25 protein-coding genes are annotated in these 26,990 nt (G+C 42.8%); 10 read left to right on the forward strand and 15 right to left on the reverse strand.

Annotated features, from left to right (window positions below):
* The first annotated feature begins 23 nt into the window (after positions 1-23).
* From msrB to E4663_RS06415, 4 genes are all read left to right on the forward strand, one after another.
* Positions 24-602, forward strand: coding sequence for a peptide-methionine (R)-S-oxide reductase MsrB (msrB, locus tag E4663_RS06400; RefSeq protein WP_277752100.1), 579 nt, complete (start codon positions 24-26; stop codon positions 600-602).
* Positions 603-690: 88 nt separating this feature from the next.
* Positions 691-1,155: a GNAT family N-acetyltransferase gene (locus E4663_RS06405; RefSeq protein WP_135326989.1), complete on the forward strand. Its 465-nt coding sequence runs from the start codon at positions 691-693 to the stop codon at positions 1,153-1,155.
* Between the two features lie 68 nt (positions 1,156-1,223).
* Positions 1,224-1,772: a nitroreductase family protein gene (locus tag E4663_RS06410; RefSeq protein ID WP_135326990.1), complete on the forward strand. Its 549-nt coding sequence runs from the start codon at positions 1,224-1,226 to the stop codon at positions 1,770-1,772.
* A 123-nt stretch (positions 1,773-1,895) separates the two neighbouring features.
* Entirely contained in the window at positions 1,896-2,819 is a 924-nt protein-coding gene (locus E4663_RS06415; protein ID WP_135326991.1) for an exonuclease domain-containing protein, read from the forward strand.
* Here the strand turns inward: E4663_RS06415 and E4663_RS06420 are convergent.
* Positions 2,816-3,331 carry a C40 family peptidase gene (locus tag E4663_RS06420; RefSeq protein WP_135326992.1) on the reverse strand — a complete coding sequence of 172 codons (516 nt, stop codon included), beginning with the start codon at positions 3,329-3,331 and terminating at the stop codon, positions 2,816-2,818. The two genes, E4663_RS06415 and E4663_RS06420, sit on opposite strands and share 4 nt — an antisense overlap.
* A gap of 68 nt (positions 3,332-3,399) precedes the next feature.
* Here E4663_RS06420 and E4663_RS06425 point away from each other — a divergent pair, with 68 nt between their 5' ends.
* Positions 3,400-4,251, forward strand: coding sequence for an aminoglycoside 6-adenylyltransferase (locus E4663_RS06425; RefSeq protein WP_135326993.1), 852 nt, complete (start codon positions 3,400-3,402; stop codon positions 4,249-4,251).
* A 38-nt stretch (positions 4,252-4,289) separates the two neighbouring features.
* Here the strand turns inward: E4663_RS06425 and E4663_RS06430 are convergent, their stop codons facing one another.
* Positions 4,290-6,407: a beta-propeller domain-containing protein gene (locus tag E4663_RS06430; protein ID WP_135326994.1), complete on the reverse strand. Its 2,118-nt coding sequence runs from the start codon at positions 6,405-6,407 to the stop codon at positions 4,290-4,292.
* Between the two features lie 161 nt (positions 6,408-6,568).
* Here E4663_RS06430 and E4663_RS06435 point away from each other — a divergent pair, with 161 nt between their 5' ends.
* Positions 6,569-6,808 carry a stage VI sporulation protein F gene (locus tag E4663_RS06435; protein ID WP_079480054.1) on the forward strand — a complete coding sequence of 80 codons (240 nt, stop codon included), beginning with the start codon at positions 6,569-6,571 and terminating at the stop codon, positions 6,806-6,808.
* 154 nt (positions 6,809-6,962) lie between these two features.
* Entirely contained in the window at positions 6,963-7,898 is a 936-nt protein-coding gene (locus E4663_RS06440) for an LAGLIDADG family homing endonuclease (RefSeq protein ID WP_158290435.1), read from the forward strand.
* 136 nt (positions 7,899-8,034) lie between these two features.
* Here E4663_RS06440 and E4663_RS06445 read toward each other — a convergent pair whose 3' ends face one another.
* Positions 8,035-9,096: a citrate/2-methylcitrate synthase gene (locus tag E4663_RS06445; RefSeq protein ID WP_135326996.1), complete on the reverse strand. Its 1,062-nt coding sequence runs from the start codon at positions 9,094-9,096 to the stop codon at positions 8,035-8,037.
* 105 nt (positions 9,097-9,201) lie between these two features.
* On the opposite strand from E4663_RS06445, the gene E4663_RS06450 reads away from it, so the two are divergent.
* Positions 9,202-10,083, forward strand: a complete 882-nt coding sequence (locus E4663_RS06450; protein WP_135326997.1) for a LysR family transcriptional regulator — start codon at positions 9,202-9,204, stop codon at positions 10,081-10,083.
* A gap of 96 nt (positions 10,084-10,179) precedes the next feature.
* Here E4663_RS06450 and E4663_RS06455 read toward each other — a convergent pair whose 3' ends face one another.
* Positions 10,180-11,343, reverse strand: coding sequence for a glycosyltransferase family 4 protein (locus E4663_RS06455; RefSeq protein ID WP_135326998.1), 1,164 nt, complete (start codon positions 11,341-11,343; stop codon positions 10,180-10,182).
* Between the two features lie 244 nt (positions 11,344-11,587).
* A complete protein-coding gene (locus E4663_RS06460) occupies positions 11,588-13,096 on the reverse strand; it encodes a flotillin family protein (protein WP_135326999.1) in 1,509 nt (502 codons plus the stop codon).
* 195 nt (positions 13,097-13,291) lie between these two features.
* On the opposite strand from E4663_RS06460, the gene E4663_RS06465 reads away from it, so the two are divergent.
* Entirely contained in the window at positions 13,292-15,244 is a 1,953-nt protein-coding gene (locus E4663_RS06465) for an AMP-binding protein (protein WP_135327000.1), read from the forward strand.
* 20 nt (positions 15,245-15,264) lie between these two features.
* Here E4663_RS06465 and E4663_RS06470 read toward each other — a convergent pair whose 3' ends face one another.
* Positions 15,265-15,657 (reverse strand): GNAT family N-acetyltransferase, encoded by a 393-nt coding sequence (locus E4663_RS06470; RefSeq protein ID WP_079480899.1) that lies wholly within the window; start codon positions 15,655-15,657, stop codon positions 15,265-15,267.
* Positions 15,658-15,766: 109 nt separating this feature from the next.
* Between E4663_RS06470 and E4663_RS19745 the strand changes: the two genes are divergently transcribed.
* The gene (locus E4663_RS19745) at positions 15,767-15,931 is read left to right on the forward strand and encodes a hypothetical protein (RefSeq protein ID WP_158290436.1); all 165 of its coding nucleotides are present in this window, start codon (positions 15,767-15,769) and stop codon (positions 15,929-15,931) included.
* Between the two features lie 63 nt (positions 15,932-15,994).
* Here E4663_RS19745 and E4663_RS06475 read toward each other — a convergent pair whose 3' ends face one another.
* From E4663_RS06475 to parC, 9 genes are all read right to left on the reverse strand, one after another.
* A complete protein-coding gene (locus tag E4663_RS06475; protein WP_135327001.1) occupies positions 15,995-17,527 on the reverse strand; it encodes an acyl-CoA carboxylase subunit beta in 1,533 nt (510 codons plus the stop codon).
* Between the two features lie 14 nt (positions 17,528-17,541).
* Complete coding sequence (locus E4663_RS06480; protein ID WP_079480060.1) at positions 17,542-18,324, reverse strand: enoyl-CoA hydratase; 783 nt, start codon at positions 18,322-18,324, stop codon at positions 17,542-17,544.
* 4 nt (positions 18,325-18,328) lie between these two features.
* Positions 18,329-19,237 carry a hydroxymethylglutaryl-CoA lyase gene (locus E4663_RS06485; RefSeq protein ID WP_079480061.1) on the reverse strand — a complete coding sequence of 303 codons (909 nt, stop codon included), beginning with the start codon at positions 19,235-19,237 and terminating at the stop codon, positions 18,329-18,331.
* A gap of 10 nt (positions 19,238-19,247) precedes the next feature.
* Positions 19,248-19,460: an acetyl-CoA carboxylase biotin carboxyl carrier protein subunit gene (locus tag E4663_RS06490; RefSeq protein WP_079480062.1), complete on the reverse strand. Its 213-nt coding sequence runs from the start codon at positions 19,458-19,460 to the stop codon at positions 19,248-19,250.
* Between the two features lie 13 nt (positions 19,461-19,473).
* Positions 19,474-20,829 (reverse strand): acetyl-CoA carboxylase biotin carboxylase subunit, encoded by a 1,356-nt coding sequence (accC, locus tag E4663_RS06495; protein WP_079480063.1) that lies wholly within the window; start codon positions 20,827-20,829, stop codon positions 19,474-19,476.
* A 14-nt stretch (positions 20,830-20,843) separates the two neighbouring features.
* Positions 20,844-22,487: an AMP-binding protein gene (locus tag E4663_RS06500; RefSeq protein WP_135327002.1), complete on the reverse strand. Its 1,644-nt coding sequence runs from the start codon at positions 22,485-22,487 to the stop codon at positions 20,844-20,846.
* Between the two features lie 19 nt (positions 22,488-22,506).
* Positions 22,507-23,649, reverse strand: coding sequence for an acyl-CoA dehydrogenase (locus E4663_RS06505; RefSeq protein ID WP_135327003.1), 1,143 nt, complete (start codon positions 23,647-23,649; stop codon positions 22,507-22,509).
* Between the two features lie 68 nt (positions 23,650-23,717).
* Positions 23,718-24,350 (reverse strand): TetR/AcrR family transcriptional regulator, encoded by a 633-nt coding sequence (locus E4663_RS06510; RefSeq protein WP_135327004.1) that lies wholly within the window; start codon positions 24,348-24,350, stop codon positions 23,718-23,720.
* 163 nt (positions 24,351-24,513) lie between these two features.
* Complete coding sequence (gene parC, locus E4663_RS06515; protein ID WP_135327005.1) at positions 24,514-26,976, reverse strand: DNA topoisomerase IV subunit A; 2,463 nt, start codon at positions 26,974-26,976, stop codon at positions 24,514-24,516.
* Between the last annotated feature and the right edge of the window lie 14 nt (positions 26,977-26,990).

The following is a 26,990-nucleotide window of genomic DNA, read 5'->3' on the forward strand; positions in this document are numbered from 1 at the left end:
CATTCCTCACAGGAGGGAAAAGAGTGAAGAAGCCGATGATATGGATAGGCGTCCTATTGATTGTGTTAATCTTAGCCATAGCTCCTTGGACGGTGAATCGATTGTCAGGGGAGAGTAAGGATTCCTCTGATTCGGATACAAAAACAATTGAAACATATCAAGGAGAAACAGAAACTTATACGAACTCAGATTTGAAGTCCAAATTAACGCCAATACAGTATAAAGTGACCCAAGAAGACGGAACGGAAAAAGCATTCGAAAATCCTTATTGGGACCTCAAAGAAGAAGGGATTTATGTAGATTTATTATCAGGAGAACCTCTATTCAGCTCTACTGATAAATATAAATCAGGAACAGGTTGGCCGAGTTTTACGAAGCCGCTTGAATCCGAAAACATTGTGACGAAAGATGATCCCGGTATTTTCGGAGTTCGCACCGAAGTACGCAGTAAATACGGAGACGCCCATCTAGGTCACGTTTTTGAAGATGGCCCAGAACCGACAGGCCTTCGTTATTGCATGAATTCAGCTGCAATGGAATTTATTCCGAGAGATGAACTAGAGTCACGTGGGTACGGGCAATATTCGGATTTGTTTGAATGAGATGAAAGGGAGTCTGATGGCTCCCTTTTTTATTTGAGCTTTTTTCCACCTAGTTATATGATAGAAGGAAATACATAGGAGGTCTCATATGGTCACATTAACGCCCATGAAGCAAGGTGAATATGATGCTATTATTGATGAAGAAATTCAGCATTATGCTGAAGAAAAAGTGAAAGCTGGAACATGGATGGAAGATGAAGCTCTTCCTAAATCTAAGGAAACTTTCGCGTCTTTGCTCCCTGATGGATTAAACACAGACCATCACCAATTCCTGTCGATCATTCGTGAGGATGAATCTGTCGGATATTTCTGGGTCAATTTCAATCCTGAACACAAGCAAAAGAACGCTTTCATTTATAATTTCCTTATCTTCGAACCTATGCAAGGGAAAGGTTATGGCAAGGCAGCATTGCAAGCACTGGAAATTTACGCAAAAGAGCAAGGTGCGGAAAAATTGTCCTTACACGTTTTCGGTCACAATCAACGTGCTTACAACCTTTATCAGAAACTACAATTCCAAGTTACAGACATCAATATGTCTAAAAGTCTATGAAAGTCGAGTTGACAGGAAAATTGAGAAACATTATCATCTAGATAGAAACTAAAATTGTAGGTGAGATTATGGAAAAGACTAGAACAGATTTAGCAAATATTATCCGAGAGCGCCGCTCCGTTAAGAATGGATATACAGAGCAAGAGGTGCCTGCTTCGCTTGTTAAAGAGCTATTAGAAGATGCTCGTTTCGCACCGACTCATGGTATGAGAGAACCATGGCGTTTTATCTTTATCTCAAAGGAAAGAAAAAATGATTTTATCGATGAATTCGTTAAGCATTTTCCAAAAGATACTCAAGAAACGAAACGTGTCGCCTTCAATCAACCGGCTGCTTACCTATTCGCTGTTATGAATGAGGATCCGCGTCAAAAACAGTGGGAAGAGAACTTCGCAGCAATCAGTTGTTTGATTCAAAACTTCCAACTGCTTGCTTGGGAAAGAGATCTTGGTGTCGTTTGGAAAACACCTCCACAAATCACAGATCCGAAAGTACGTGACATGCTTGGGGTACAACCAGGGGAAAAAATAGTAGGATTCATCAACCTAGGCTTCTTTGACCAGAAGCCAAAAGATAAAACCCGCAAACCTGTCGATGATATCTTCTCAGTCTATTAAATGACAAAACCCACTTCTCACGAATGAAGTGGGTTTGTTTCTTATTGCCTATAGTTAAACGACTGTATGAACTGGGTATGTAAAGAAGAGATGTAAAAGGAAAAAGGTAGAGAGGGGAACATTATGAATTTTATCGCTCTTGACTTTGAAACAGCTAATAATTCAAGAGGAAGTGTTTGTTCCATAGGGATGGTCGAATACGAAAATGGACAACTAAAACGAGAATATTACCGATTAGTGAAACCGAAACGTAACTATTTTGCGCCTATCAATGTCCAAATCCATGGAATACAGAGGGAAGATGTAGAAGATGCCTACGAGTTCCATGAACTGTGGGAAAGTGAGATCAAGGAAATGGTAGAAGGTAAGCTTATCATTGCACACAATGCCAAATTTGATATGGCCGTACTTCGTGCTGTGTTAAGTGACTATGGTTTACCTTTTCCAATGATAGCTTATAATTGCACCGTCAATATATCCAAAAAAACATGGAGACTGCCAAAATATAATCTTAAAGCTGTCTCCGATCACTTAGGGATCAAACTGAACCACCACCAAGCGTTAGATGATGCACGTGCTGCTGCCTTAATATTCATAGAAGCAGCGAGAGAACTTGGAGCATCTACAGCTAAAGAGCTTGTCGATAAGAGCCAGACGGCAAATGGCATGATGTATGAAAATGGGTATGAGCCAGCTCGTAAGAACGCACCCAAACGCTCTAAAAAGCCCCAAGGAACCGATATGATTGCTGCACACTCTGACCCTGAGCACCCATTTAATGGTGCCAGCTTTGTTCTGACTGGAAGATTGAAAGGGATGAACAGACAAGCTGCAGTAGAACGCATCCAGCAAAAAGGCGGTCACGTTCAAACCAATGTAGAAGCAACAACGAATTATGTAATTCTTGGTGAGAAGACGTATCACAACTACCGAAATGGATCAAAAACGGTGAAAATTGAACAGGCAGAAAACTTACTAGCACAAGGGCACTCTATTGAACTCGTACCAGAAGAGCAATTCATTAGCCAGTTAAACGAAGAGCGTTAATTCCTCTTCGTTAACTGGCTTTTCCTTTTTAGAAGGACGGGGTGTACAGCTCGCATATTCTCAGATAAATTCCCTAAGTTCACACCCGCTCCGTAGTAATAGGACTGCCAAACAATTTTAGTGCAATACTGTACATAGCTATCTTCACCTAACCGTGTATTCACTTTATAAGCTGCTTTCGGATATCGGTGAAACAAGGACTCAGCGTATTCGGCAGCCAATGGACCTGCTTGCTGTTGGATTGGCTGATAGAGATGAACTCTACGGAATTTCTTATAATAGAGTGGAGCTGGATCTTTTACTAAACCTGACGGTATGGAGTGGATGATATGCTGATCCGTAGATACAATCCCTACATGGCCTATATATTTCGATTCTCTTTTTCCTATTGGTGAAAAAAGAAGGTCTCCGGGGTTAAGTGTCGAATTGGGAAGAGTAGGCGATAGTACTTTTCTTGAAACCAATCGGAGTATCCAGGTTACCGCTAACAAAATCGATATGAATTTTCTCAAATACAAATCCTCCTTATCTATGTAGTGTACGTTTTTTTATTAGAAATTAGCAAAAATGAGGTGTGAGAATGCGAAGTGAACACGAAATGTTAGATCTGATCGTCGGCACAGCGAAGCAAGATGACAGAATAAGGGCGGTACTGCTTAACGGCTCACGTGCAAACCCCAATGCAAAGAGAGATCGATTCCAAGACTATGATATTGTCTATATTGTAAATGAATTTCAATCATTTACGAAAGATCACTCCTGGGTGGATCACTTCGGAGAAATTCTAATTATGCAGCGCCCCGACGAAAACTCTTTATATGAAGAGCAAAAACGCAGCCACTCGTTTGCTTACTTAATGCAGTTCACAGATGGAAACCGCATCGACCTCACGTTACATATACCAACCGAAGACGACTCTATAGACAGTTTAACAGAAGTATTGTTAGATAAGGATGGTATTTGGGCAGACGTGTCAGCAGCTAATGAAGAAGATTATGTCATAAAAAAACCAGATATAGAAGAGTTTCAAGCCTGCAGCAACGAATTTTGGTGGGTGAGTACCTATGTTGCAAAAGGGTTATGGAGAAGACAGATGCCCTATGCCAGGGGAACTTATGAAGGTCCAGTGAGACAATCTCTGAAACAGATGCTTGCCTGGTATGTCGGCATCCACTCGAATTTCCAAGTAAACTTGGGAAGCCTTAGTAAATACTTGGAGGATTATCTCCCTGTAGATTTATGGGAGAAATATGAGCGCACATATAGAAATTCCGATTATGAAGAAACGTGGGACGGTCTTCTACTCATGTGTGACTTGTTTTCGGAAGTCGGGGAAGAGGTTGCTCGCGAGTTCGATTTTCCATCTCCAGTGGAGAGTAAAGTATGGGATTATTTATTAGAAGTGAGATACTCTTTAAAGCAAAGTATATAGCAAAAAGGAACAAGGGGGGACCTTGTTCCTTTTTATTTCTATTCCATTACGGGTAACTCAAGTTCTTGTATCAGGTTGAGAGAATCCAGGTCGAAGGCTTTCATGGTTTGGTCGGAAAAAGCGTACAATTGTTTACCAACAGAAATCATTCTTTTTAGAGAGTGACCCCATTGATCTTCATCACCCTCCGTGAAAAGCGAAATTCTTCCCTTTTCAACCAACCTTCGTTCTGCACCTAATTCAAATATATAACCGCCGTTAAACATAGAGGAACCATCTTTCTTAATAACTTGAACTGGTAATCCGAATATATCTTGTTCTGGATGCTGATAAAGAGCTTTATGGTTGTAGTTCAACTCAGAATATCCCGCTTTTCCTAAAATGATGGAGTCTTGCTCGATCGGATTTTGGACATCTTCCACATTGAATAAGGATATCTTTAACCCAGTGGTGCGAACGATTTGCTCTCCGCCATCCGGGTTTTCCTCTAGTTTCGTTTGTTGCCCGAAACCTAGTACTCGATCCTCACCAACAGGATGAAGGTAATTGCTGAAACCAGGGATTTTCAATTTCCCTAAAACGGTCGGATTTTTGGGTTTGTGTAAGTCGATCACAAAGAACGGATCCACCTCTTCAAACGTGACAAGGTATGCTCTATTATCGATAAAACGTACACTGTAAATTCGCTCACCCTCAGCTAGTCCTTCAACGGCACCTAGTTGATTTAGAGATAAATCGAACGTATAGAGGTGGTTGCTGGAAGGGTTTTGTGACTCTCCGAACCCTCCTGTGGTAGTAGCAACTGAGAATACTTCATTTCTCTCATCCATTGAGAACTGATTGGCAATCATTCCAGGAACACGTTGTTCATTCTTAAAAGTGATATCTCCATCATCGAGGTCAAACTGTTCGATAGTAGTAAATTCATCTTCAACGAATAGCATGGAGTCATTTTCTTTATACGTTCTCTCTGTTGATGTGATATACAAGTGATCTTTTGTTACATAAGCATTCTCGGAAGCCCCTAGATAACTTTCGATAGAAGCTTCTTTGTTTGGATTAGTTAAATCAATGGATGCCAGTGTCATTACGTTATGCACGGATTTGTTAGGAAAGTAACGAATCGAATCGTAGTCGACCTTCTCAAGTTTTTCACCTGCAGCTGAGTCTAACACAAATGGCCTAAGGTCCAGTTTCTCTGCATTTCTCAGATATGGATTGGTAAGTTGGTTGGCTACGATGTACATGTGGTTGTTGACTATTCGGGAAGTGAAGTACCTACCTGACAGTTGTAGCGTTCTTTGCAAGCTAGGATTCTCCGGCGAGCTAATATCATATACGAATACTTTTAAAGATCCATCATAACGAATGGATGGAGAAGAGATTCGCTTTTCTTTTGTTTTCGGAAGGTTAACAAACTCTCCATGACCGAGAATGACTAACTGATCATCCTGAAGGTATAGTTGACTCGGCCAAAAATTTTCGTTTCTTATCGTAGTAACAAGCTTTGCATTAGGTGCGTCATTGCTAGTTATACTTACCTCATTATTTCTAATGAAGTATGTGTAGCCTTCTGATGCTTTAATGGTGTCAGCTTCCGCGACGCCTTCTACCTGCGTGTTCGTTTCAGATACGGATTTGCTGCTTTCTGAGTCGGTAATAACTGCTTCGCTGCCTGTATCTCCAAAGGGGGTAAGAGTACGTTTTTCTTCATCTGACGCTAACAGCTTGTTGAAGTGGCTGGCATCTTTCACAGTTGGTAAGTTCCTGATCGTATGAAAGCTAAACAGGACTTTGTCTTTGAGTGGTTTGGAGGACTCGCTTTTTACGTTTTCCGATAATGTTACCGTATACGCCTTATTAAGCATGTAGAGATTTTCGGGCGGGTGAATGATAAGCTTACGGTTGTCAGAAGTCAATTCATAGCTTATTGGCACGCTGTTATCTGTGGAATCTGTGACAGTAACAGCGTCTTCACCAAAGGTGGCTGGATCCATAGGATTTGAGAAGGTAACTTCCCACGTTTTATCAATAGGTACATCTTGCTTTGAGTCAGCATTCTCGGTTGCAATGCCTTGGGAACTGGTTGAAACAAACCATAAGACTAGCCCCAGGGCAATTAAACTGAATACACTGAGAAGAAGCGATTTTTTCATACCATCACCTTCCTATATTTGGTTTTGTTGAATTAGACGTCTGTTCCTGTGAAAAGTTACATATTTCCATAGAAATTAAGAACAACTAGTACAAACGCTCATACCATTTCCATTGTCCACCCATAAGATACTCATAGTTTCATTAGAAAAGGAGTGATCTTATGTTTGGAAACTTAGAGAAGAAGACAGGCGTTAAAATGGAAGATGTTATGAAGCTTGCACAGTCTCTTCAAAACGCGGACTTCCAAGATGAAAAGACGGTCCGTAAAGTCATTAACAAAGTATCAAAACTTGCTGGGAAACCAGTTTCAAAGAAAAAAGAGGATATGCTTGTCAAAGCGATCATCAACGGAAACGTACCATCTGATATGTCTGCCATCGAAAAAATGCTCAAGAAATAATCCTAAGAAGGCTCTTTTAGCAAAGAGTCTTCTTTTATTTTCTTTAAAATGCTCTGATTTACTAGGTAAGTTGCTAAAAATTCGCTATTAGAACGTATGTTCGGTATAATGAGATTAGTAAAAAATGGAGGTGGACAAGTTGAGTAAACGGAGTATGTCGAATCAGGAAATAAAGCAAATGTATGAATCTGGTGAAAGAACGGTAGTAATTGCTGAAATGGCGAATGTGTCTCCCAGGTACATACGGGATATCTTAAAAAAAGAGAAAGTGGAGATGCGTGAGCGGGGGAGTCGGAAGCGCAAATACAAAGTTAATGAACATTTCTTCAAGACTTGGTCTAATAATATGGCCTATATTTTAGGTTTTTTTGCTGCAGATGGCTATATAGCGAGTAATCTGCAGTTAGTGAGCTTTGCTCAAAAAGAGAAGTACATTCTTGAAGAGATAAGAAAAGAAATGGACTCTGAGCACCCGATAACTCTTAACCCAAAAACTAAAGTCCATGTAATGAATATCAATAGTAAAATAATGAAGAATGATTTAATGCAAATCCATGGAATGACCTCTGAAAAATCAAACACATTGGTGTTTCCAAACATTCCAGAAGAATACGTTAGTCACTTCGTAAGAGGCTATTTTGATGGAGATGGTTATGTAAATCTTGATAAATACTATGTGAGTATCGTTAGTGGTTCTCATGAGTTCTTAAAAGAGTTGGAAAATTATATAGAGAAGTTGGGTATTAGAGTTTATGTCAGACCTCAATCTAAGTACAGTAGAATGATTATAAGTGGTAGGAAATCAATTAGGATTTTTGCAAACTGGATGTATCAATCCAGCAGTTTGCACTTAAATCGTAAACGGAAAGAATTTGAACGAGAGACTTTGGCTGATACTAAACTTGAGGATCGAAATAAGTTATATACATCACTAGCGATCAAAGAAAGAAAAGAACGGTTTTTACAGTTAATTAAAAACAATTATTCTATAAGGATGATATGCGAAGAACTAAATATAAAAGAAGAAACCTTCCACGTATGGATGCGAAAAGACGAAAAATTTAGGCGTTCATTCCAAAATATTAGGTAGAGGGGCAGATTATAATGCCCTAATTTTTTTGCTAAAATTCTAGTTAACATAATTTATATTATAGGAAGTCAGTAAATAAAAACATTTCCCGTCTCAATACCTAAGTATACTCTTGATAGTGAGACGGAATGAAATATTATTGATCTCCAACATACTTTGCATTTGGTCTGAAAATAACATTGTTTCTAGATTGCTCCATCATATGCGCTGTCCAGCCAACCATTCGACTGCAGCAAAAAATCGGTGTAAACAATTCAGCAGGTATTCCGATCGCCTTCATTAATGCTGCTGCGTAAAACTCTACATTAGCATAAAGTTTTCTTCCAGGTTTTCGTTGATTCAAATGTTCAACCGTTTCTTCTTCGATCATTACGGCTCGATCAACCCAGGCTGGTCGAGGGCTAATTTGCAACAACTGTTCTTTAAGCGCTGTTGCTCTAGGATCCGTCGTATTGTAAACTCTATGACCGAAACCCATAATTTTCTCTCCATTTTGCAGCTTTTCGTCAATCACGGTTGCTACAGATGACTTATTAACTTTATCTAAATAAGCCATGACTCCAGTTGGCGCACCACCGTGTAATGGCCCTTTTAATGCTCCAATGGCAGCTGCTGCGGCTGAATATGCATCACTCTGTGTGGATATTACGACCCGACTTGTGAACGTTGAAGCATTCAAACCGTGTTCCATTGTAGCAATCATATAGGATTCCAAGGCTGCTGTTTGTTCTTCAGAAGGCATTTGGCCATTGATCATGTAGAGAAAATTTTCTACATGGCCAAGATCAGTCCGTGGTTCAACGAATAATTTATCTTGCTTCGCCCTATAGGCACAAGCTACAATACTTGGCATAACGGCCGTTAACCGTTCTGCAGTTTTCCGTGAAACCGGCCATTCATCCACTGAGATGTCGACCATTGATACAGCAGATCGAATCGTTGCAATCAGGGATTGATCTGCAGCAAGTGTCTGAATCATGGTTTTTACAGAATTAGATAGAAAGCGATTTTCCTCAAATGAAATCTTTTGCTCTCTCCACTCATTTTCCCATATATAATGAGACACTTTTTCAAACGAATGTTTCATACATTCCGCTAACCCTGTCGTTCGATACTGCAGCGCTCCCTCTTCCCCGTCGATGTCACTAATGCTCGTTTTTACAGCTGTTACACCTTTCAATCCACGACTTACTTCCATTTCAACCCCTCCTCATCGTCTTGTTAATAGTGTAAAATAGGAATTCAATAAATAAAATATTCAGATTTTTATTGAATCAATAAATAATTTTTATGGAGAGATACTATGGAATTGAAATGGTTGCGCACATTCTTACTTACAGCAAAGCTTCAAAATTACCGCAAAGTGGCGGAGTCGCTTCATATGACACAACCTGCAATAAGCTCTCAGATCAAATTACTAGAACAATCTCTCGGTGCGTCCCTATTTAGAAAAGAAGGCAGACGCATCACTTTGACATCGTTCGGAAGGAGCTTTATTCCGGAAGCTCAAAGTCTGATAGCTCACTATGAGGATATGATGCATCGAACGAGCAGAATGCAACAGGGATACAACTCTTCTTTGTCTATTGCGATTACTCCTTTACTAGTCGATAGTGTGTTTCCTGCCATATTAAGAAAATTTGCGGAGGATCACCCTGAGGTCGAATTGGAGATTACGGTTGCAGAGTCATTTGACTTGCAGGAGCTGGTGGAAGATGCAAAAGTAGATGTGGCTCTATCTTGTTTGAAATCTACGGCGGTACATATGTCGTGCGTCAACCTAGTAGATGAACCGATATCCCTCGTCATCGCTCATGATGGATGGGATACCGAAACAGCTCCAGTACTGGATCCAGTTGAGATAATGGCTACTAGCATAATCTTCACAGATCACCATCCCTCCTATTGGCCATCTTTAAAACAACAAATTAAAGATAACGTCTCTTCATATCGATTTGTTAAGGTCTCGCAATCACATGCAGCGAAGCGATTCATCTTAGAGGGCATGGGCGTCTCCTTCCTCCCCCTTTTCACAGCTAGGCGTGAGATTCAAGAAGGGAGACTGTTGCCAGTTGAAACACCGTTTTTAGAGCTTCCCACCTCGTCTATATTCGCCTTATTTAATAGCGATGATCAAAAAATTAGTGGTTTTGTTGACTATCTTCGACGGTTTAAGGTGACTTGATGATTGTTTTTTATATGTATTCGGAGTTGCTACTAAGTTTGAAGTAAGACAGGTTAAGAGGAACTTGGAAGGTGAAAAAAACGTCACAGAGTCCATTTACTCTGTGACGTTCACTTTAGACTTTTTTGACGTTTTGGCCTGGTTTTTTTGAAAAACTTCTAGCGTTTCGAAATAGTAATCCAGGATCTGTTCCGAAGGCTTCTGCCAGCTGTACTTCTCTGCTTCTTTTCTCGCATTCTCGCACATGTGCTGATAGAGTTCTTCGTCTTCTAGGCGATTAATCGCTTGGATAATACTTTCTGTGTTTTCATTTTCGAATAGCAAGCCTGTGCGACCGTCCTCGACTTGTTCCATCGTGGGACCACTTTTCGCAGCAATAACGGGTAATCCAGAAGCCATCGCTTCTAAAATAACAAGTCCTAAAGTTTCAGTTACAGAAGGGAAAATCAGTGCATCTGATGAAGAAAAGGCTTGAGCAAGCTCTTCTCCGTGCAGTAATCCTGTAAACGTAGTGTTCGTACCTTCAAATGTCTGTTCAAGTTCGTCTTTGACTGGACCATCTCCGACAATCGCTAAGGATATGTCGTCTCGCTCATCCAGTAATGGACGCAATTTGTGAATTTCTTTTTCGGGAGCCAATCTACCGACAAAGACGAGCAGTTTGTTTTCAGGTTTTCCGTCCGTCAGACGCTCTCTCATCGCCTCGTTTTTATGGCGCGGATGGTAGTGATCGACAGCTACACCACGGTCCCATACGCTGACATTGTGAAAGTTCTTTGCAACGAGCTCTTTCTTAACAGCATTCGAAGTACAAAGGTTCACATCAGCGTAATTGTGAAGCTTTCTGAAATACCACCATACAGCAGGTTTCAGTGGATAAAGGCGGTAATAATCCATATATTTAGGTACATGCGTATGGTAAGACGCAATTAAAGGGTAATTTAACTTATCCGCATAGTACACTCCGGATACGCCAACGAGGGCTGGGTTTACGACGTGCACGAGATCAGGGTCATGCTTCAGTAGCAGGTCTTTGACTTTTCGTTGTGGCAAAGAGAATTCCCGATAGCGGTAAAAAGGCATCTTCGTCGTTTTAACGCCTTCTACAATCGCCCCTTCATATTCTGTGACACCAAAGTCAGGAGCAATGACTACTACTTCATGCTCTTGGCTTCTCAAGTATTTCACAGCTTCTTTTAATCTGGTCACGACTCCATCCGTTGACGGAAGGAATGTCTCGGTTATGATGGCGATTTTCAAAGTGAAAACTCCTTACTTCAAAATAATAATGACTACTTGTATTTATTCTGCTTCATAGAATTACATTCGTTCTGATGCAAGGTTAAGCATGTCTTTCGGTTTAGACTTTATCATTAAATCCCTATATAAACAATTAATACAGTGTTATTGTCATGTATAATTACAATAATTTTTCTCGTAAAATACCTTACCTCAAAAGAAAAGGCATGTAAAGCCTTTACGCTTTACATGCCTCAAACTGGGATTATTTATCCTCTTCCTGCTTCATTTCTATGTCGTCTTCATTGATTTCTTCATCGCTTACACTCTCTTCTTCTTTCTCATGAGTGGCGGATACTTCCTGATACCGTTTAGACGAATTATCGTCAAAGGCGTTCACCGCACCACGGGAGACGTAACTCTCAAGCATCGCTTTCAGATCCATTCCTGTCGTTTCTTTTAAAGATTCCTGAATGCCAAGCATCGTAGACGTCACGCTGTTCGTGATTTTAGCCGATCCACCTTGAGAGTCGCTACCTCCCATATCAATGACTTTCATATCTTTGATCTGTGATAGCGGAGCCGATACTTTTTCAGCATACTCCGGCAGTACACTTAGCAGCATTTCCATAATAGCCGCTTCGCCGTACTCACTCATCGCTTTAGCCATTCGTTCTTTCGATTCTGCTTCCGCAATACCACGCTGACGAATAACTTCCGCTTCCGATTCACCTTTGATTCGTTCATTATCCGCTTCTGCTTGCGCCCGCTTCGTCACTTCATACGCTTCTGCGTCTGCAATGGAACGACGACGTTTGTTTTCTTCTTCTTCTAGTTCAACCGCACGTTGCTTCTCAATGTACTGAACTTTAAGCTCTTCTTCTTTCACTTGTTGTGCAAGTTTCTGACGCTCGATCTCTCCAGCCTGCTCTGCATTCGCACGAGCACGGTTCGCTTCCTTCTGGAATTCCGCTTCTTTAATCTCTTTTTCGTTCGTTGATTCAGCGACTGCTGTCAGACGACGATTTTCCTCATCTTGTGCTTCCTGATCGTTTTTCGCCTGATAAATACGCGTCTCTTTCGTTGCATCCGACTCTGCCATATTCGCTTTCTTCTGAACTTCTGCAATATGAGGACGACCCAACGCATCGATATAACCATTCTCTTCATCTACGTCCTCCACGTCATTAAGCGCGAAGGAAGTAATTTCAAAGCCCATGCCCTTCAAGTCAGATTCCGCTATCTTCTTCACTTGTGTATTGACTTCCTTGAAGTCGTTATAGATCTTCTCGATTGGCAAGGATGCAATGATCGAACGTAGATGACCATTAAGGACATCTTTCAATTCCGATTCCCTTTCCCCTTGCTTCTTCCCTAGGAATTTCTCAGCAAAGTTCGCCATGATCTCAAGCTCACTACCGATACTGATCACTGCCGTACTTGCAACACGAACTGGAATACCTTCCTTCGTGTAAGCTTTCTCTGAGTTTACTTGCAGCTGGAAGGATGTCAAATCAATCGGTGTCGCCGTTTGGAACATGCGCAAACGGTACCCACCACCACGGATAATCTTGACGGAACGCCCATTATCATCTTCAAAAACGTTCTTTTCCTTCTCAGGATCTCCAAGCTTCGGGCCTGTTACGATCAGTGCTTCGTTAGAGCTTGCCGTTTTATATCTCATTCTGAATACGATAAACGTTATAAGCCCACCGACAACGGCGACGACGCCGATCACTGATAAAATGACTAAAAATAGTGCACCTTCTAACATCTTGTGCCACTCCCTTTTATGTATTTCCGTTGTTAAACGGTACTTATCATACCGATTAACATGGTATAAAAGTTTCGCAAATCCTTCAATATTTTTAAAAAATTTGTAGAAAATCCTTTTTTCGACTGCCGTGCTTCTGAATAGATATTCAGTTATAATAGAAGTAGTCAGAATATTTTTATAGGAGTGTTGTGTATGTCTACATATGAATCTGCTTGGGTTCCTACGGAGGAACAGAAAAAGAAGACACGATTGTATCAATGGATGAACAAACACGGCTTCACCGATTATGATGCATTTCACAAGAAGTCCGTTACCGACCTTGCTTGGTTCTGGGATGAAGCTGTGAAGGAATTAGGCATTGAATGGTACGATGATTATGAAGAAACGCTTGATCTTTCTAAAGGAATAGCCTATCCGAACTGGTTTATCGGAGGGAAAACGAACGTCGTTCACAATGCCTTGGATAAATGGGCTCTCTCCTCTTCCACTCAAGACAACACCGCTTTGTACTGGGAAGGAGATAACGGAGACCAGATTACGTTTACGTATAAAGAATTACTACAAGAAGTCAATACAATTGCAAATGGACTTGAGCAACTTGGGGTTGACGAAGGGGACGTCGTCACGATTTACATGCCGATGATTCCAGAAACCGTCATTGCTATGCTTGCTATCTCTAAAATAGGTGCGATCTTCTCCCCTGCTTTTTCAGGATATAAATCAGAAGCTGTTGCTACGCGGGTCCAAGCAGCAAAAGCGAAAGTCCTACTCACAGCAGACGGGTTTTATCGTCGCGGAAAAACAGTACGAATGAAAGACGAAGCCGATCTTGCTGCCGATCTCTGTCCCTCTTTAGAACATGTGATTGTCGTGGAGCGAGCGGGATGCGAAGTGGACTGGAACGAGTATCGTGATATTCTTTGGACAACTCTCAGGAAAAATGTAAACGATTACAAAACGAAAGAAAAGCGTGCGGATGACCCGTTCATGCTCATTTATACATCCGGCACGACAGGCAAACCGAAAGGCGCCGTGCATACACACTCAGGTTTCCCCGTGAAGTCTGCCTTCGATGCCGGAATATGTATGGATGTGAAGCAAGAGGATACGCTTTTCTGGTACACGGATATGGGCTGGATGATGGGTCCCTTCCTTGTATACGGTGGTCTCATGAACGGTGCATCCATTGTCATGTTCGAAGGAACGCCGGATTATCCGGAACCCGACCGACTCTGGGAACTTGTCGAGCGGTATCAGGTAACCCATCTCGGCATTTCTCCGACGCTTGTACGTGCCATGATGAAACACGGTGAATCTTGGATCGACAAGCACAACCTCCAATCGTTGAAGTTGATTGGATCGACTGGCGAGCCTTGGAATCCAGAACCGTGGCACTGGTTATTCAAACATGCAGGAAAGTCCCAGGTACCAATCTTCAATTACTCCGGCGGCACCGAAATTTCCGGAGGAATGCTCGGTAATGTATTAGTGAAGCCGATTCAACCCGTAACGTTCAATGCAGCTTTACCTGGTATGGACGTAAGTGTATATGATGATGATGGGAATGCTGTTCTTGGTGATGTAGGTGAGCTCGTCTTACGTAAGCCTTGGGTCGGAATGACAAAAGGCTTTCATGAAGATGAGGAGAGATACGAAGAAACCTATTGGAGCCGCTTCAAAGATACATGGGTACATGGCGACTGGGCTATTGAAAATGAAGATGGATTCTTCACGATTACCGGTCGGTCTGATGATGTATTGAATGTTGCCGGTAAACGATTAGGTCCTGCTGAAGTAGAGTCTGTTCTAGTGGAGCATGACGAAGTAATTGAAGCAGGTGTCATAGGTGTCCCGCACGATGTAAAAGGAGAAGAAGCTGTTGCCTTCGTCGTTTTAAAGAAGGAGTCGACGGAAGTAATTATGGAAGAGCTGAGGCTTCTGCTTCAACATAAGTTAGGGAAAGCACTGGCCCCGAAAAAAGTGTTTGCCGTAAACGATCTCCCAAAAACCCGCAATGCGAAAGTGATGCGAAGGGCAATCAAGTCTGCTTACTTGAACAAACCATCAGGAGATTTAAGTGCACTTGAGAATCCAGATGCTGTTGATCAGATCCGCACCTTAGGATTGACATCAAATCGACCATAACTAAAAAACACGCAGGCCGTTTAACCTGCGTGTTTTTCTATTTTTTTATGACACCGAAACCGCTCCACACCAGGGTATTTTTCACCGAGTGATGTGATTTCAAACCCTAGTTGCTTGTAAAAACCGACCGCTTCTCTGTCTGTTTCAGCTATTAGAATACTTGCTTTGAAATTCTCGCCTATCCACTCCACCATACTCTTTCCGATTCCTATGGACCTGAAATTCGCATCTACAGCAATGTGATTCAATACGATTTCTTCCTTGTATTGCTTCAACCCTACACACCCCACACACATTCCGTTATGGATATAAAGAAAAAGTTGGTCTTTTGAAGAGTTTATGTAAGCATGGTAAACCTCTTCCGCTTTAAGAAGAGAGGTCGCTTCTCCTAAAAGTCGGATTGATTCTTCCATAAGGCTATTATTAATAATTTCTTTCACCTTTACCCACCCAATCCTTTTTATGGAATTTCATTCAGATTATGTTATAGTTTAGCTAAGCTTTAGGAAGGAGGCAAGGCTCATGTACTGGTTGTTACTTGTCATTCCCGGCGGGTTGATTGCACTGAATGTCTATTTTGAAAAAAAGCGCAAAGGAAGTAACGAAAAAGAACAAGTTCAAGAGTTATTCACCTCTGATGGAGCTGCTAACAAAGCTCAAGATCCTAAGCACTCTAAACATTTCTGAACTAAAAAGAAGACAGAAGCATATCAATTGCTTCTGTCTTTTTCTATTTACTGATTGGCTTCTTTAAACTGGGTACACACCATGTTTACGATGCGTAAAGGTTACGTCTTTACGCTCATAAGCTTCGAATCTAGTAGCTAGCTCCATACGAAGACGGTTCGGCTCTACAATATCATCAATGATCATCTCGGAAGCCAATCTGTAAATGTCGATATTTTCTTTGTACTCTTCATGTTTCTCCTTAATAAACGCAGGACGATCCTCTTCAGGAAGTGCTGCTATTTTGTTCGCATAAACGGCATTAACTGCCGCTTCCGGCCCCATAACCGCTATTTGAGCAGTCGGTAGAGCCAAGCAGGCATCAGGTTCGAATGCTGGTCCTGCCATTGCATACAAGCCGGCACCATACGCCTTACGGACAATGACGGATATTTTCGGAACGGTCGCTTCACTCATAGCAGAGAGCATTTTTGCCCCGTGACGGATAATTCCTGCTCGCTCCACTTTAGTACCAATCATGAAGCCTGGTATATCTGCAAGGAATAAGAGTGGGATATTGAAAGCATCACACAATTGGATGAACTTTGCTGCTTTATCCGCTGAATCCGGAAACAACACGCCACCTTTTGCTCTTGGCTGGTTAGCAATGATTCCAACTGACCTGCCATCGATTCGGGAAAGGCCGGTGATCAACTCAGGAGCGAATTTTTTCTTAATTTCACAGAAAGAGTCTTCATCGATAAGGCGATCAATAAGCTGATACATATCGAAAGGAGCATTTTGGTTTTCTGGAATCAGTTCTTCCAGGCTCTTTTCAAATTCAGCTGGTTCAAGTTGCTCTCTTCGCTTAGGGTTCTCAGAATAGTTGGATGGGAAATAGCTCAAGTATTTACGTGCGAAAGCAACTGCTTCCTGCTCATCTTTTACTAACACGTCTCCACACCCCGAAACGGAACAGTGCATATTGGCACCACCCATTTCTTCAAGTGACACTTTCTCTCCAATGACTTTCTCTGCCATACGTGGTGAGCCTAAATACATCGAGGCATTCCCATCGACCATCACGACAATGTCACAGAATGCCGGAATGTAAGCACCGCCTGCAGCGGAAGGTCCGAACAAGAGACAAACCTGTGGAACACGTCCAGATAATTTGATTTGATTATGGAAAATACGCCCGGCACCTCTGCGGTTCGGGAACATTTCTACTTGGTCGGTGATCCGCGCCCCGGCAGAGTCAACCAAATATAGCATAGGCACATTCAGTTTCAGAGCTGTTTCTTGTATGCGGATGATCTTTTCGACTGTCCTAGCTCCCCAGGAACCTGCTTTCACTGTAGAGTCATTCGCCATTACACAAACTTGCTCTCCGTTGATTTTTCCGATACCGGTTACGACACCATCAGCTGGAAGCTTACCATCCTGACAGTTCGCAAAGAAGGCATCCTCTATCGATAAGTCATCATCAAATAATAATTCCAACCGTTCTCTTACGAAAAGTTTGCCTTTTTCGCTGTTTTTTTCGTGGTACTTTTCCGCTCCACCAGATTTAATCTTCTTTACTCGTTCTTCAAACGTTTCATTAATAGTAGTCATAGTAGGCTTCACCTCTATTCTCCTTTATACATCGGTTTTCTTTTTTCTTTGAAGGCTTGTAAACCTTCTATTCTGTCATGGGTAGGGATCGTTTCTTTATAACACTCATGTTCAATAGATAAAGCGGATTCCAAGTCTGTCTCATACCCTTGGTTGATCGCCTTCTTCGCTTGCTTCATTGCGACTGGACCGTTTCTTGCAATCGTACAAGCCAAGTCGATCGCTTCCTGTTGAAGGATTTGAGAGTCGTACATGTATTCAACGAGTCCGATTTGATAAGCTCGGTCTGCTTCAACCGGCTTCGCTGTATAAATCATTTCTTTTGCGCGTCCAAGTCCGATCAAGCGACTCAATCGTTGTGTACCGCCCGCTCCTGGAATGATTGCGAGAGATGTCTCTGTGAGTCCTACAGTGGTGGATGTACTCATCATCCGTAAATCACAAGCAAGTGCGAGTTCCAATCCGCCACCGAACGCAACGCCGTTGATCATGGCAATGGTCGGAACGGGGATTTCCTCGATCATCCGGTTTGTATCTCCGATTTTACGGACTGTCTGGATGACTTCTTGATCATTCATACCACGCCGTTCTTTCAAGTCGGCCCCGGCACAAAACGCTTTCGTTCCACTGCCTTTGATAATCACAGCACGTATGTCACTTGATTGTTCTATTTGTTCGACCTTTTGCTGAACGGCATCCAAGAGTCCCGTCGAGAGAGCATTGGCCGCTTCCGGTCTGTTCAACGTTAGTATATAGACATGTTCTTCAACTTCTTCTAATGTGACGAGTTCTGCCAATCGACTACACCCTTTCTTTCGTACACATCTGCATTTGATGACTTGGTAAGTACTTATCGAGTTTTGATTGGATGAATAGTCCAGCTTCAGTAAGCTTCTCAAGGTCCACACCTGTCTGTATGTTCATTTCATGGAGCATATGGATAAGGTCATCTGTCGCAAGATTGCCTGTTGCTCCTTTGGCATAGGGGCAACCACCGAGTCCACCGACAGAAGCGTCAAACGTTGTGATGCCATGTTCCAGTGATACGAGGACATTGGCAAGCGCCATTCCTCTCGTATTATGAAAATGCATCGCCAATTGATCAAAGGGAAGCTGGCTTCTTATTTCTGTCAGTGTCCGATCTACTTGAAGTGGATTGGCTACTCCGATCGTATCTCCGAGCGATAGCTCATCAATTCCTAAATCGAAGAGTCGGCTGCTTACATCGATTACTTGTTCAGCTGAAATATCTCCTTCATAAGGACAACCGAATACCGTTGAAACATATCCTCGCACGGTTTTTCCGGCGTTCTTCGCTTCTTCGATGACTGGTTTCAACACAGGGTACGTTTCCTCAATCGATTTGTTGATATTCTTCTTGTTATGCGTCTCACTTGCCGACATAAATACCGAAACTTCATCAACACCCGTTTCTAGTGCGCCTTCTAGTCCTTTCTGATTCGGAACAAGCGCAGCATAGGTGATATCTGGATTCCGGTCGATGCCAAGTGCGACTTGTTTCGCATCCTTCAACTGCGGTATCCATTTGGGATGAACAAACGAGCTGAATTCGATATAGGATAATCCTGTTCTCGACAATTGATCGATCCATGCGATTTTGTCTGCTGTTAGTACCTCGACGGATTCATTTTGCAGACCATCGCGTGGACCGACTTCTTTGATCGTGACCTGTTCAGGTAGTGCCTGCATAAAGAACCTCCTACTCGATTATGGCTATGACGTCGCCTTCGTTGACGAAGTCCCCTTCGCTTACTTTGATTTCTTTAACCGTACCAGAAGCTTCAGACGGAATCGGAATCTCCATTTTCATTGACTCAAGGATTGCGACATCGTCTCCATCGTTCACTTTGTCTCCTTCTGCTGCTACAAGTTTCCATACACTTCCTGCCATAGATGCTTTGATTTCTGTCATTGTCATTTCCTCCTTAGTGGTTCGTTAACGTTGGTAGATAGTAGTCTTGGATAAATGTTGTTTTCGTTTCGCCTTCTTTGAATTTTTCGTGGGTGATGATTCGTTTCAGCATTGTCACGTTTGATTTGATGCCTTCAATTTCGTAATTGTGGATCGCTTTCGTCAATCGCTCGATCGCTTCTTCCCTGGTTTCGCCGTGTACGACCAGCTTTGCAATCATAGGGTCGTAGAAAGGCGTGATCTGACTGGTACCATGAACAGCTAGTTCATGACGGATGCCTGGCCCCTCTGGAAGACGCAATTTCGTCAGTTGTCCTGGAGAAGGATAGAATGTATTGGGATCTTCCGCATAAATACGGACTTCGATAGCATGACCTTGAATGGTTAAATCTTTTTGTTTCACCTTCAGTTTTTCACCGTTCGCAACCCGTAATTGCTGTTCGACTAAATCAATGCCGGTTATCTCTTCTGTTACTGGATGCTCTACTTGCAGTCGAGTGTTCATTTCAAGGAAGTAGTAGTTTTCCTCATCATCTACTAGAAACTCGATTGTCCCAGCATTGGTATACTGCAACGCCTGGACAGCTTTCATTGCACTTTCTCCCATTTCCTCACGCGTCTTTTCTGATAAAACAGGGGATGGAGCTTCTTCAACTACTTTCTGATGTCGCCGCTGAATGGAGCATTCACGCTCGAATAAATAAACACTGTTTCCGTGCTCATCAGCAAGCACTTGTATTTCAATGTGACGAGGATTCTCAATCAGTTTTTCAATGAACATACTGCCGTTCCCGAAGAAAGCTTTGGCCCGTTTGGAGTTGCCTTCGAAGGCTTTTTCAAGCTCTTCATCATTATTGACAGCCTGCATCCCAATGCCGCCACCACCAGCAGATGCTTTCAACATGACAGGATACCCGAAGGAATTCGCAACCGTTTTCGCCTCATCCGTCGATGCCACCGCTTCCTCTGTACCAGGAATAATCGGTACGCCCGCTTCCTTCATCTCCTTACGGGCAGCAATTTTATCCCCCATTTTTGCGATAACATCTGCTCTAGGACCTATAAAGGTAATGCCTTCGTCTTCAATCCGTTTAGCGAAGTCCGTGTTTTCACTAAGTAAACCGTAGCCAGGGTGGATGGCTTCTGCACCAGACTGTTTGGCGACGCTTACAATTTTTTCGATATTTAAATAGGATTCGTTGACTCGTGGCTTACCTATCAAATAACTTTCATCGGCCAAAGAGACGTAAGGTGCTTGTTGGTCCGCCTCTGAATATACAGCAACGGTTGCGATCCCTAATTGCTTACAAGTTCGTATGACTCTCGCAGCGATTTCCCCTCGGTTGGCAATTAATACTTTCTTAAACATCAACATCACTCCTTTCAAGTTCTATTGGTATTTAACATCTCCAGCGCATTTTCACGCAGCCGGAATTTTTGGATTTTACCACTAGCCGTCATCGGATATTCATCTGTAAAGTGGATGTAGCGTGGAATTTTATGTTTTGAAATTTGCCCGTCGCAGAAATCTCGTATTTGCTCTTCCTCAAGGCTTTTTCCTTCTTTTGGAATGATCCAAGCCATTATTTCCTCCCCGTACTTCTGATCGGGGATACCGACGACTTGGACATCCAAGACATCAGGGTGCTGATATAAGAACTCTTCAATTTCACGAGGGTACACATTCTCCCCACCGCGGATGATCATATCTTTCATACGGCCTGTGATTTCGACGTAGCCTTCTTCATCCATCACTGCAATATCTCCTGTATGAAGCCAACCATCTGGGTCGATTGCCGCTTCTGTCGCTTCTTCGTTCTTGTAATAACCTTCCATTACAAGATACCCTCTTGTACAGAGCTCTCCAGGTATTCCAGGTTCTACTTCTTCTCCAGTAGCTGGTTCTATTACCTTGACCTCGACATTGGGGTGGGTCCGCCCTACGCTTTTCACCCGTCTTTCTATCGGATCGTCCGCTTTCGTCTGCGTAATAACAGGAGAGGATTCAGTCTGACCATAGGCGATTGTAATCTCCTCCGCTCCCATGTCTTCGATGACACTCTTCATCACTTCCATCGGGCATGTGGATCCTGCCATGATTCCCGTTCGAAGCGTCGTCGGTTTCAGTTCCTCAAACTCCGGATGGTTCAATTCAGCAATGAACATAGTAGGGACCCCGTGTAAGGCTGTACATGACTCGTCTTTTACCGCTTGGAGTACTTTTTTCGCCTCGAATTGTTCTAATATGACCATCGTAGCCCCTTTAGAGACCGCCGCGAGCGTCCCTAATACGCAGCCGAAACAATGGAAGAACGGTACTGGAATGCACAAGCGATCTTCTTCTGTCAGTCGCATGCAGTCGGCAACTTGGTTTCCGTTGTTTACGATGTTGTCGTGACTGAGCATGACTCCCTTTGGAAAACCAGTCGTTCCGGACGTGTACTGCATGTTGATGACGTCCTTATGGGAAAGGGATGCTTTACGCCCAGCCAGTTCTTCATCTTTAATCGTCATTCCCATGTCCAGGACATCTTGCCACGAGTAGCATCCAGGATAGGACTTCTCGCTTAAGACGACGATGTTCTTAAGAAATGGCAGTCGTTCGCTCTGTAGATCACCCTTCTCAGACGACTCAAGCTCTGGACAGATTTCTTTTAAAATATCAATATAAGAAGTTCCCCTGAAATCCTCTGCTAGAATTAAAGTAGAAGAGTCCGACTGCTTCAGTAAATACTCGAGCTCTTGTGCGCGATAATTCGTGTTTACTGTGACAAGCACTCCGCCCATCTTTCCTGAAGCAAACTGAGACTCAAGCCATTCCGGTTTGTTATCAGACCAGATGGCAACATGATCGCCCTTATCTATACCAAGCGCCATCAAGCCTTTAGCTACTTCGTCTGTTAATTCGTTGAACTCTCTGTAGGTTTTGCGAAGCTCTTTCTCCGGATAGACAAACGCTTCGTGGTCCGGGTAAGCGTTTGCTTGGTCCTCGAGCAATTGTCCTACGGTCTTCTCTAATAAAGCCATGCCGATTCCTCCTTATTATTTAGCATCCAAGCTGGCGGGCTATGACGAGACGTTGGATTTCGGATGTTCCTTCCCCAATCTCTAGTAATTTAGCATCCCGTAAATAACGTTCCACTTCATACTCTCGCATATATCCGTAACCGCCATGGATCTGGATTGCCTGGTTTGCTGAACGGAAGGCCGTTTCAGAGGCAAATAATTTCGCATAAGCCGATTCTTTTGTGAAGTTCTTCCCTTCGTCTTTCAACCATGCAGACTTCAATACCATGTTTCTCGCAAGTTCCACTTCCATCGCCATGTCTGCCAATTTGAATTGAATCGCCTGAAAGTTCGAGATAGATTTACCGAATTGTTTTCTTTCTTTTGCGTAAGCGAGCGCTCGGTCGAGAGAAGCTTGAGCGATTCCAACCGCCAGTGCAGCAATCGAAATTCGACCTCCATCTAAAGTGTATAAAAATTGCTTAAACCCTTTTTCTGGATCTCCCAAGATGTTTTCTTTAGGGACTTTCACGTCTTCTAGAATAATTTCAGAAGTGTTCGAGCCTCGTACCCCCATCTTTTCGTAAGGGCTCGTAATCGTCATGCCTGGGGTATCTTTCGGAATGATGAAGGCGGAAATAATGTTCCTCCCGTCTTCACGTTTTCCTGAAACAGCTGTAACCGTAATCGACCGCGCATATTCAGCATTGGTGATCCAGCATTTTTCCCCGTTAATGACGTAATGATCCCCTTTTAGCTCTGCTCGTGTTTGTGTTCCTCCGGCGTCAGATCCAGCATTCGGCTCTGTTAATCCAAATGAAGCTAAGCCTTCTCCTTTGGCAAGAGGCGTAAGGAATTCCCGCTTTTGTTCTTCCGTACCGAAGTAGTAGATAGGGCTTGCTCCTAGCGAGACAGCCGCTGCATAACTCAACCCGGTAGAGCCACAGACACGACCGATTTCTTCTACTGCCAGAGCATACGTGATGGTGTCTCCACCAGCACCACCATACTCTTCAGGAAAAGGGATTCCGAGAAGCCCTAATTTCCCCATTTCTTTAAAGATATCTTCCGGAAAGCCAGCATTGCGATCAATATCAACCGCTCTTGGCTGTATCACGTTTTCTGCAAAGTCACGAACCATCTTTCTCGTCATTTCTTGTTCTTTCGTTAATTCGAAATTCATGAGTGTCCTCCTCAAGACATAAGACCGACTGGTTGGTCTGTCTTATACAAAAAATAAATTGTAAGCGTTTACTTACATTCGTAAAAAAAAGGAACGTGTAACATTTCACCCTTCACTTCCACATCTTCTCGAACCGGTAACAGAAAATGCAGTACCAAGTCCGTGAACACATCTGCTATTTGATCGATTGTGTAGGTGCCGTCCTGTTTATACCATTTATAAATCCAGTTCACCATACCAAGAATCGCCATTCCTGTAATTTCAAGCGGCAATTCCTTTCTGAAATGTCCGCTTCTTTGGCCTTCTTCGATAACCGAAAAGACGAGATCTTTGAAAACATCACGTTTTTCTTTAATCTGTTGGTTATAAGGGGATTTCAAATACATGCTCTCCTGGTAAAACACGGATATATGCGGCTTATACAAGTCAAACACATGAACAAACGAACGGATGATAGCCTGAATCTTCTCAACTGGAGACGAATGCACGACATTTGCTGCCTGAGCTTCTTTCAATACATATGTAATAAACGTGTCGTGAATGACGAAGAGAAGCTCGTCTTTTGACTGGAAATGATGATAGAATCCGCCTTTGGATGTGTTGGAAGCTTCCACGATCTGGTTCACACTGACGCCATGAAAACCATAGCGATCGAATAAATCGAGCGATGTTTCCATGATGTCTTCTTTTAAATCTCTCATACATCATCCCCAATCTGCTGAATATAGGTTCATTTTATCACAGTTTTCTGAAAATACAAACGAGTAAAAAGTTGGAAGGTAGACTCTATTTCCTCAATGCATTCCATAGAATGATGAAAAAAGGACTAAATCACTTAGTGATTTAGTCCTTTTCTGAGTATTTCTATGAACTTTCCTCTTCATCTTGCGGGGCGAATGGTTTTTCATAATCAGGCTTACGCCACGCCTCTTCAACTATTCCCTGATCATCAGTATCGATGACAAACGAACCATTACTATATCGGTCGTTCGCTTTCAAGTCCATAGGGTGGACTAACATGGTCTCATCTTTGTTCGTCTTAAGAATCAAGTCATCCTCGCGTTGAACGAGATGGACGTCAATGAGTCTGTGAGGGTTCTTTTTCAGTTCTCTGAGCATCAGAACGCCACGTTTCGCTCTTGATGTCGTATCGAATTCTTTCAACCGCATCCGTTTGACAGCCCCTCGCTGCGTGGAGATCAAAATGGATGGATCTTCTTCTGCATCGAACACTTGTCCGGATACGACGTGTTCATCGTCTCTCAAGGTGATGGCTTTCACACCAGCTGCCCGTTGACCGACTGGGTTTACTTCTTCTTCTTTGTACCAAAGACCGTATGCTCGGTTAGAAGCGATGAATATGTCCGATGATCCATCTGTTACATGAACATCGACTACTTCATCATCTCCCTTCAAGTTGATTGCAACCAGTGCTTTGGAATGTCTTGCTGCTTTGTACAGTTTCAGTTCACTCTTTTTGACCATACCATTTTTCGTGAAGAATAACAGGTAGCGATTATCTGTAAATTCCCTTACCGGAATCGCATCGATAATGTACTCTTCTTTTTCTACTTGTACGATATTGGCTATATATTGCCCAAGGTCCTTCCAACGGATATCGGGTAATTTGTGAACGGGAATGAACAGATACTTACCTAAATTCGTAAATATGAGAATGTTATCGGTCGTATTGATCTCCATCAACCGGAGCAGATGATCCCCGTCCTTGATGGCAAAGTCTTCTCCATTCGAAGCCGCATAAGAGCGAAGGCTTGTCCGTTTGATGTAACCATCTTTCGTGACGGAAACGAGTACATCTTCACTAGCGACCGTTACTTCGAGATCCACTTTCAGCTCTTCCACTTCGTCCTCGATTTGAGTGAGACGCGGCGCATTATAATGTTTTTTCATAGAACGCAAGTCAGCTTTGATCACTTTCAGAAGTTCTCGTTCATTGCCAAGGATCTTCTCAAAGTAAGCGATGCGCTCTTGAAGTTCCGCCGCTTCCTTTTCTAGAGCAGTGATGTCTGTATTCGTTAAGCGGTATAGTTGTAACGTCACAATCGCTTCTGCTTGCTCTTCTGTGAAATCATACTTTTGAATTAACCGTTGTTTAGCATCCTGCTTATCACTTGAACTACGAATCGTCGCGATGACCTCATCAAGAATACTGATTGCTTTGATCAGACCCTCTACGATGTGGGCACGCTTCTTCGCTTTGTTCAAATCATACAGTGCTTGTCTTGTTACGACTTCTTTCTGGTGTTCGATGTAAGAATCAAGGATTGTCGGCAGACTCAGTAACTTCGGTGTACGATCATGAATAGCGACCATATTGAAGTTATACGATATTTGCAGATCAGTATGTTTATATAAGTAGTTCAGCACACCTTCACTGTTGGCATCTTTCTTCAGATCGATCACTACTCGCAAACCGGTACGATCCGTTTCATCGCGAACTTCCGCGATGCCCTCTACTTTCCTGTCGATGCGAAGTTCATCCATGCGCTTTACCATATTTGCTTTGTTAACTTCGAATGGAATTTCATCAATTACGATTTGTTCACGACCACCGCGCTGTTTTTGAATCTCAGCCCGACCTCTGACGACGATTTTACCTTTTCCAGTTTCGTACGCCTTTCTGATCCCATCGATTCCTTGAATGATGCCACCTGTCGGGAAGTCCGGTCCCTTGATATGTTCCATGAGATCCGATACATCCGCAGTTGGTTTATCAATTTTCTTAATAACGGCGTCAATGACTTCACTTATATTGTGTGGAGGTATTTCCGTCGCGTATCCTGCAGATATACCTGTCGAGCCATTAACAAGCAGGTTCGGGAATTTTGCTGGAAGTACTGTCGGTTCATTCAGCGTATCATCAAAGTTCGGTATGAATTCCACCGTTTCTTTCTCGATGTCCCTCAGTAGTTCCGATGAAATTGCAGATAAACGTGCTTCTGTATAACGCATCGCTGCCGGAGGATCGCCATCAACGCTCCCGTTGTTTCCGTGCATTTCGACTAGCGGCGTTCGTACTTTCCACGTCTGACTCAAGCGGACCATCGCATCGTACACAGATGTATCTCCGTGTGGGTGATAATTACCAATTACCGTACCGACGGTCTTAGCGGATTTACGGTATGCTTTGTCATGTGTGTTTTTCTCTTGGTGCATAGCGTACAAAATCCGGCGCTGGACGGGTTTCAACCCGTCACGGGCATCCGGAAGCGCACGCTCTTGAATAATATACTTACTATATCTTCCGAAGCGGTCCCCTAAGACCTCTTCTAATGGTAAATCTAAAAACTTTTCTGCCTCAGCCAACAGAATATCCCCCT

This window comes from Halobacillus salinus (assembly GCF_004684905.1).
In the GTDB taxonomy this organism is placed as follows: Bacteria; Bacillota; Bacilli; order Bacillales; family Halobacillaceae; genus Halobacillus; species Halobacillus salinus.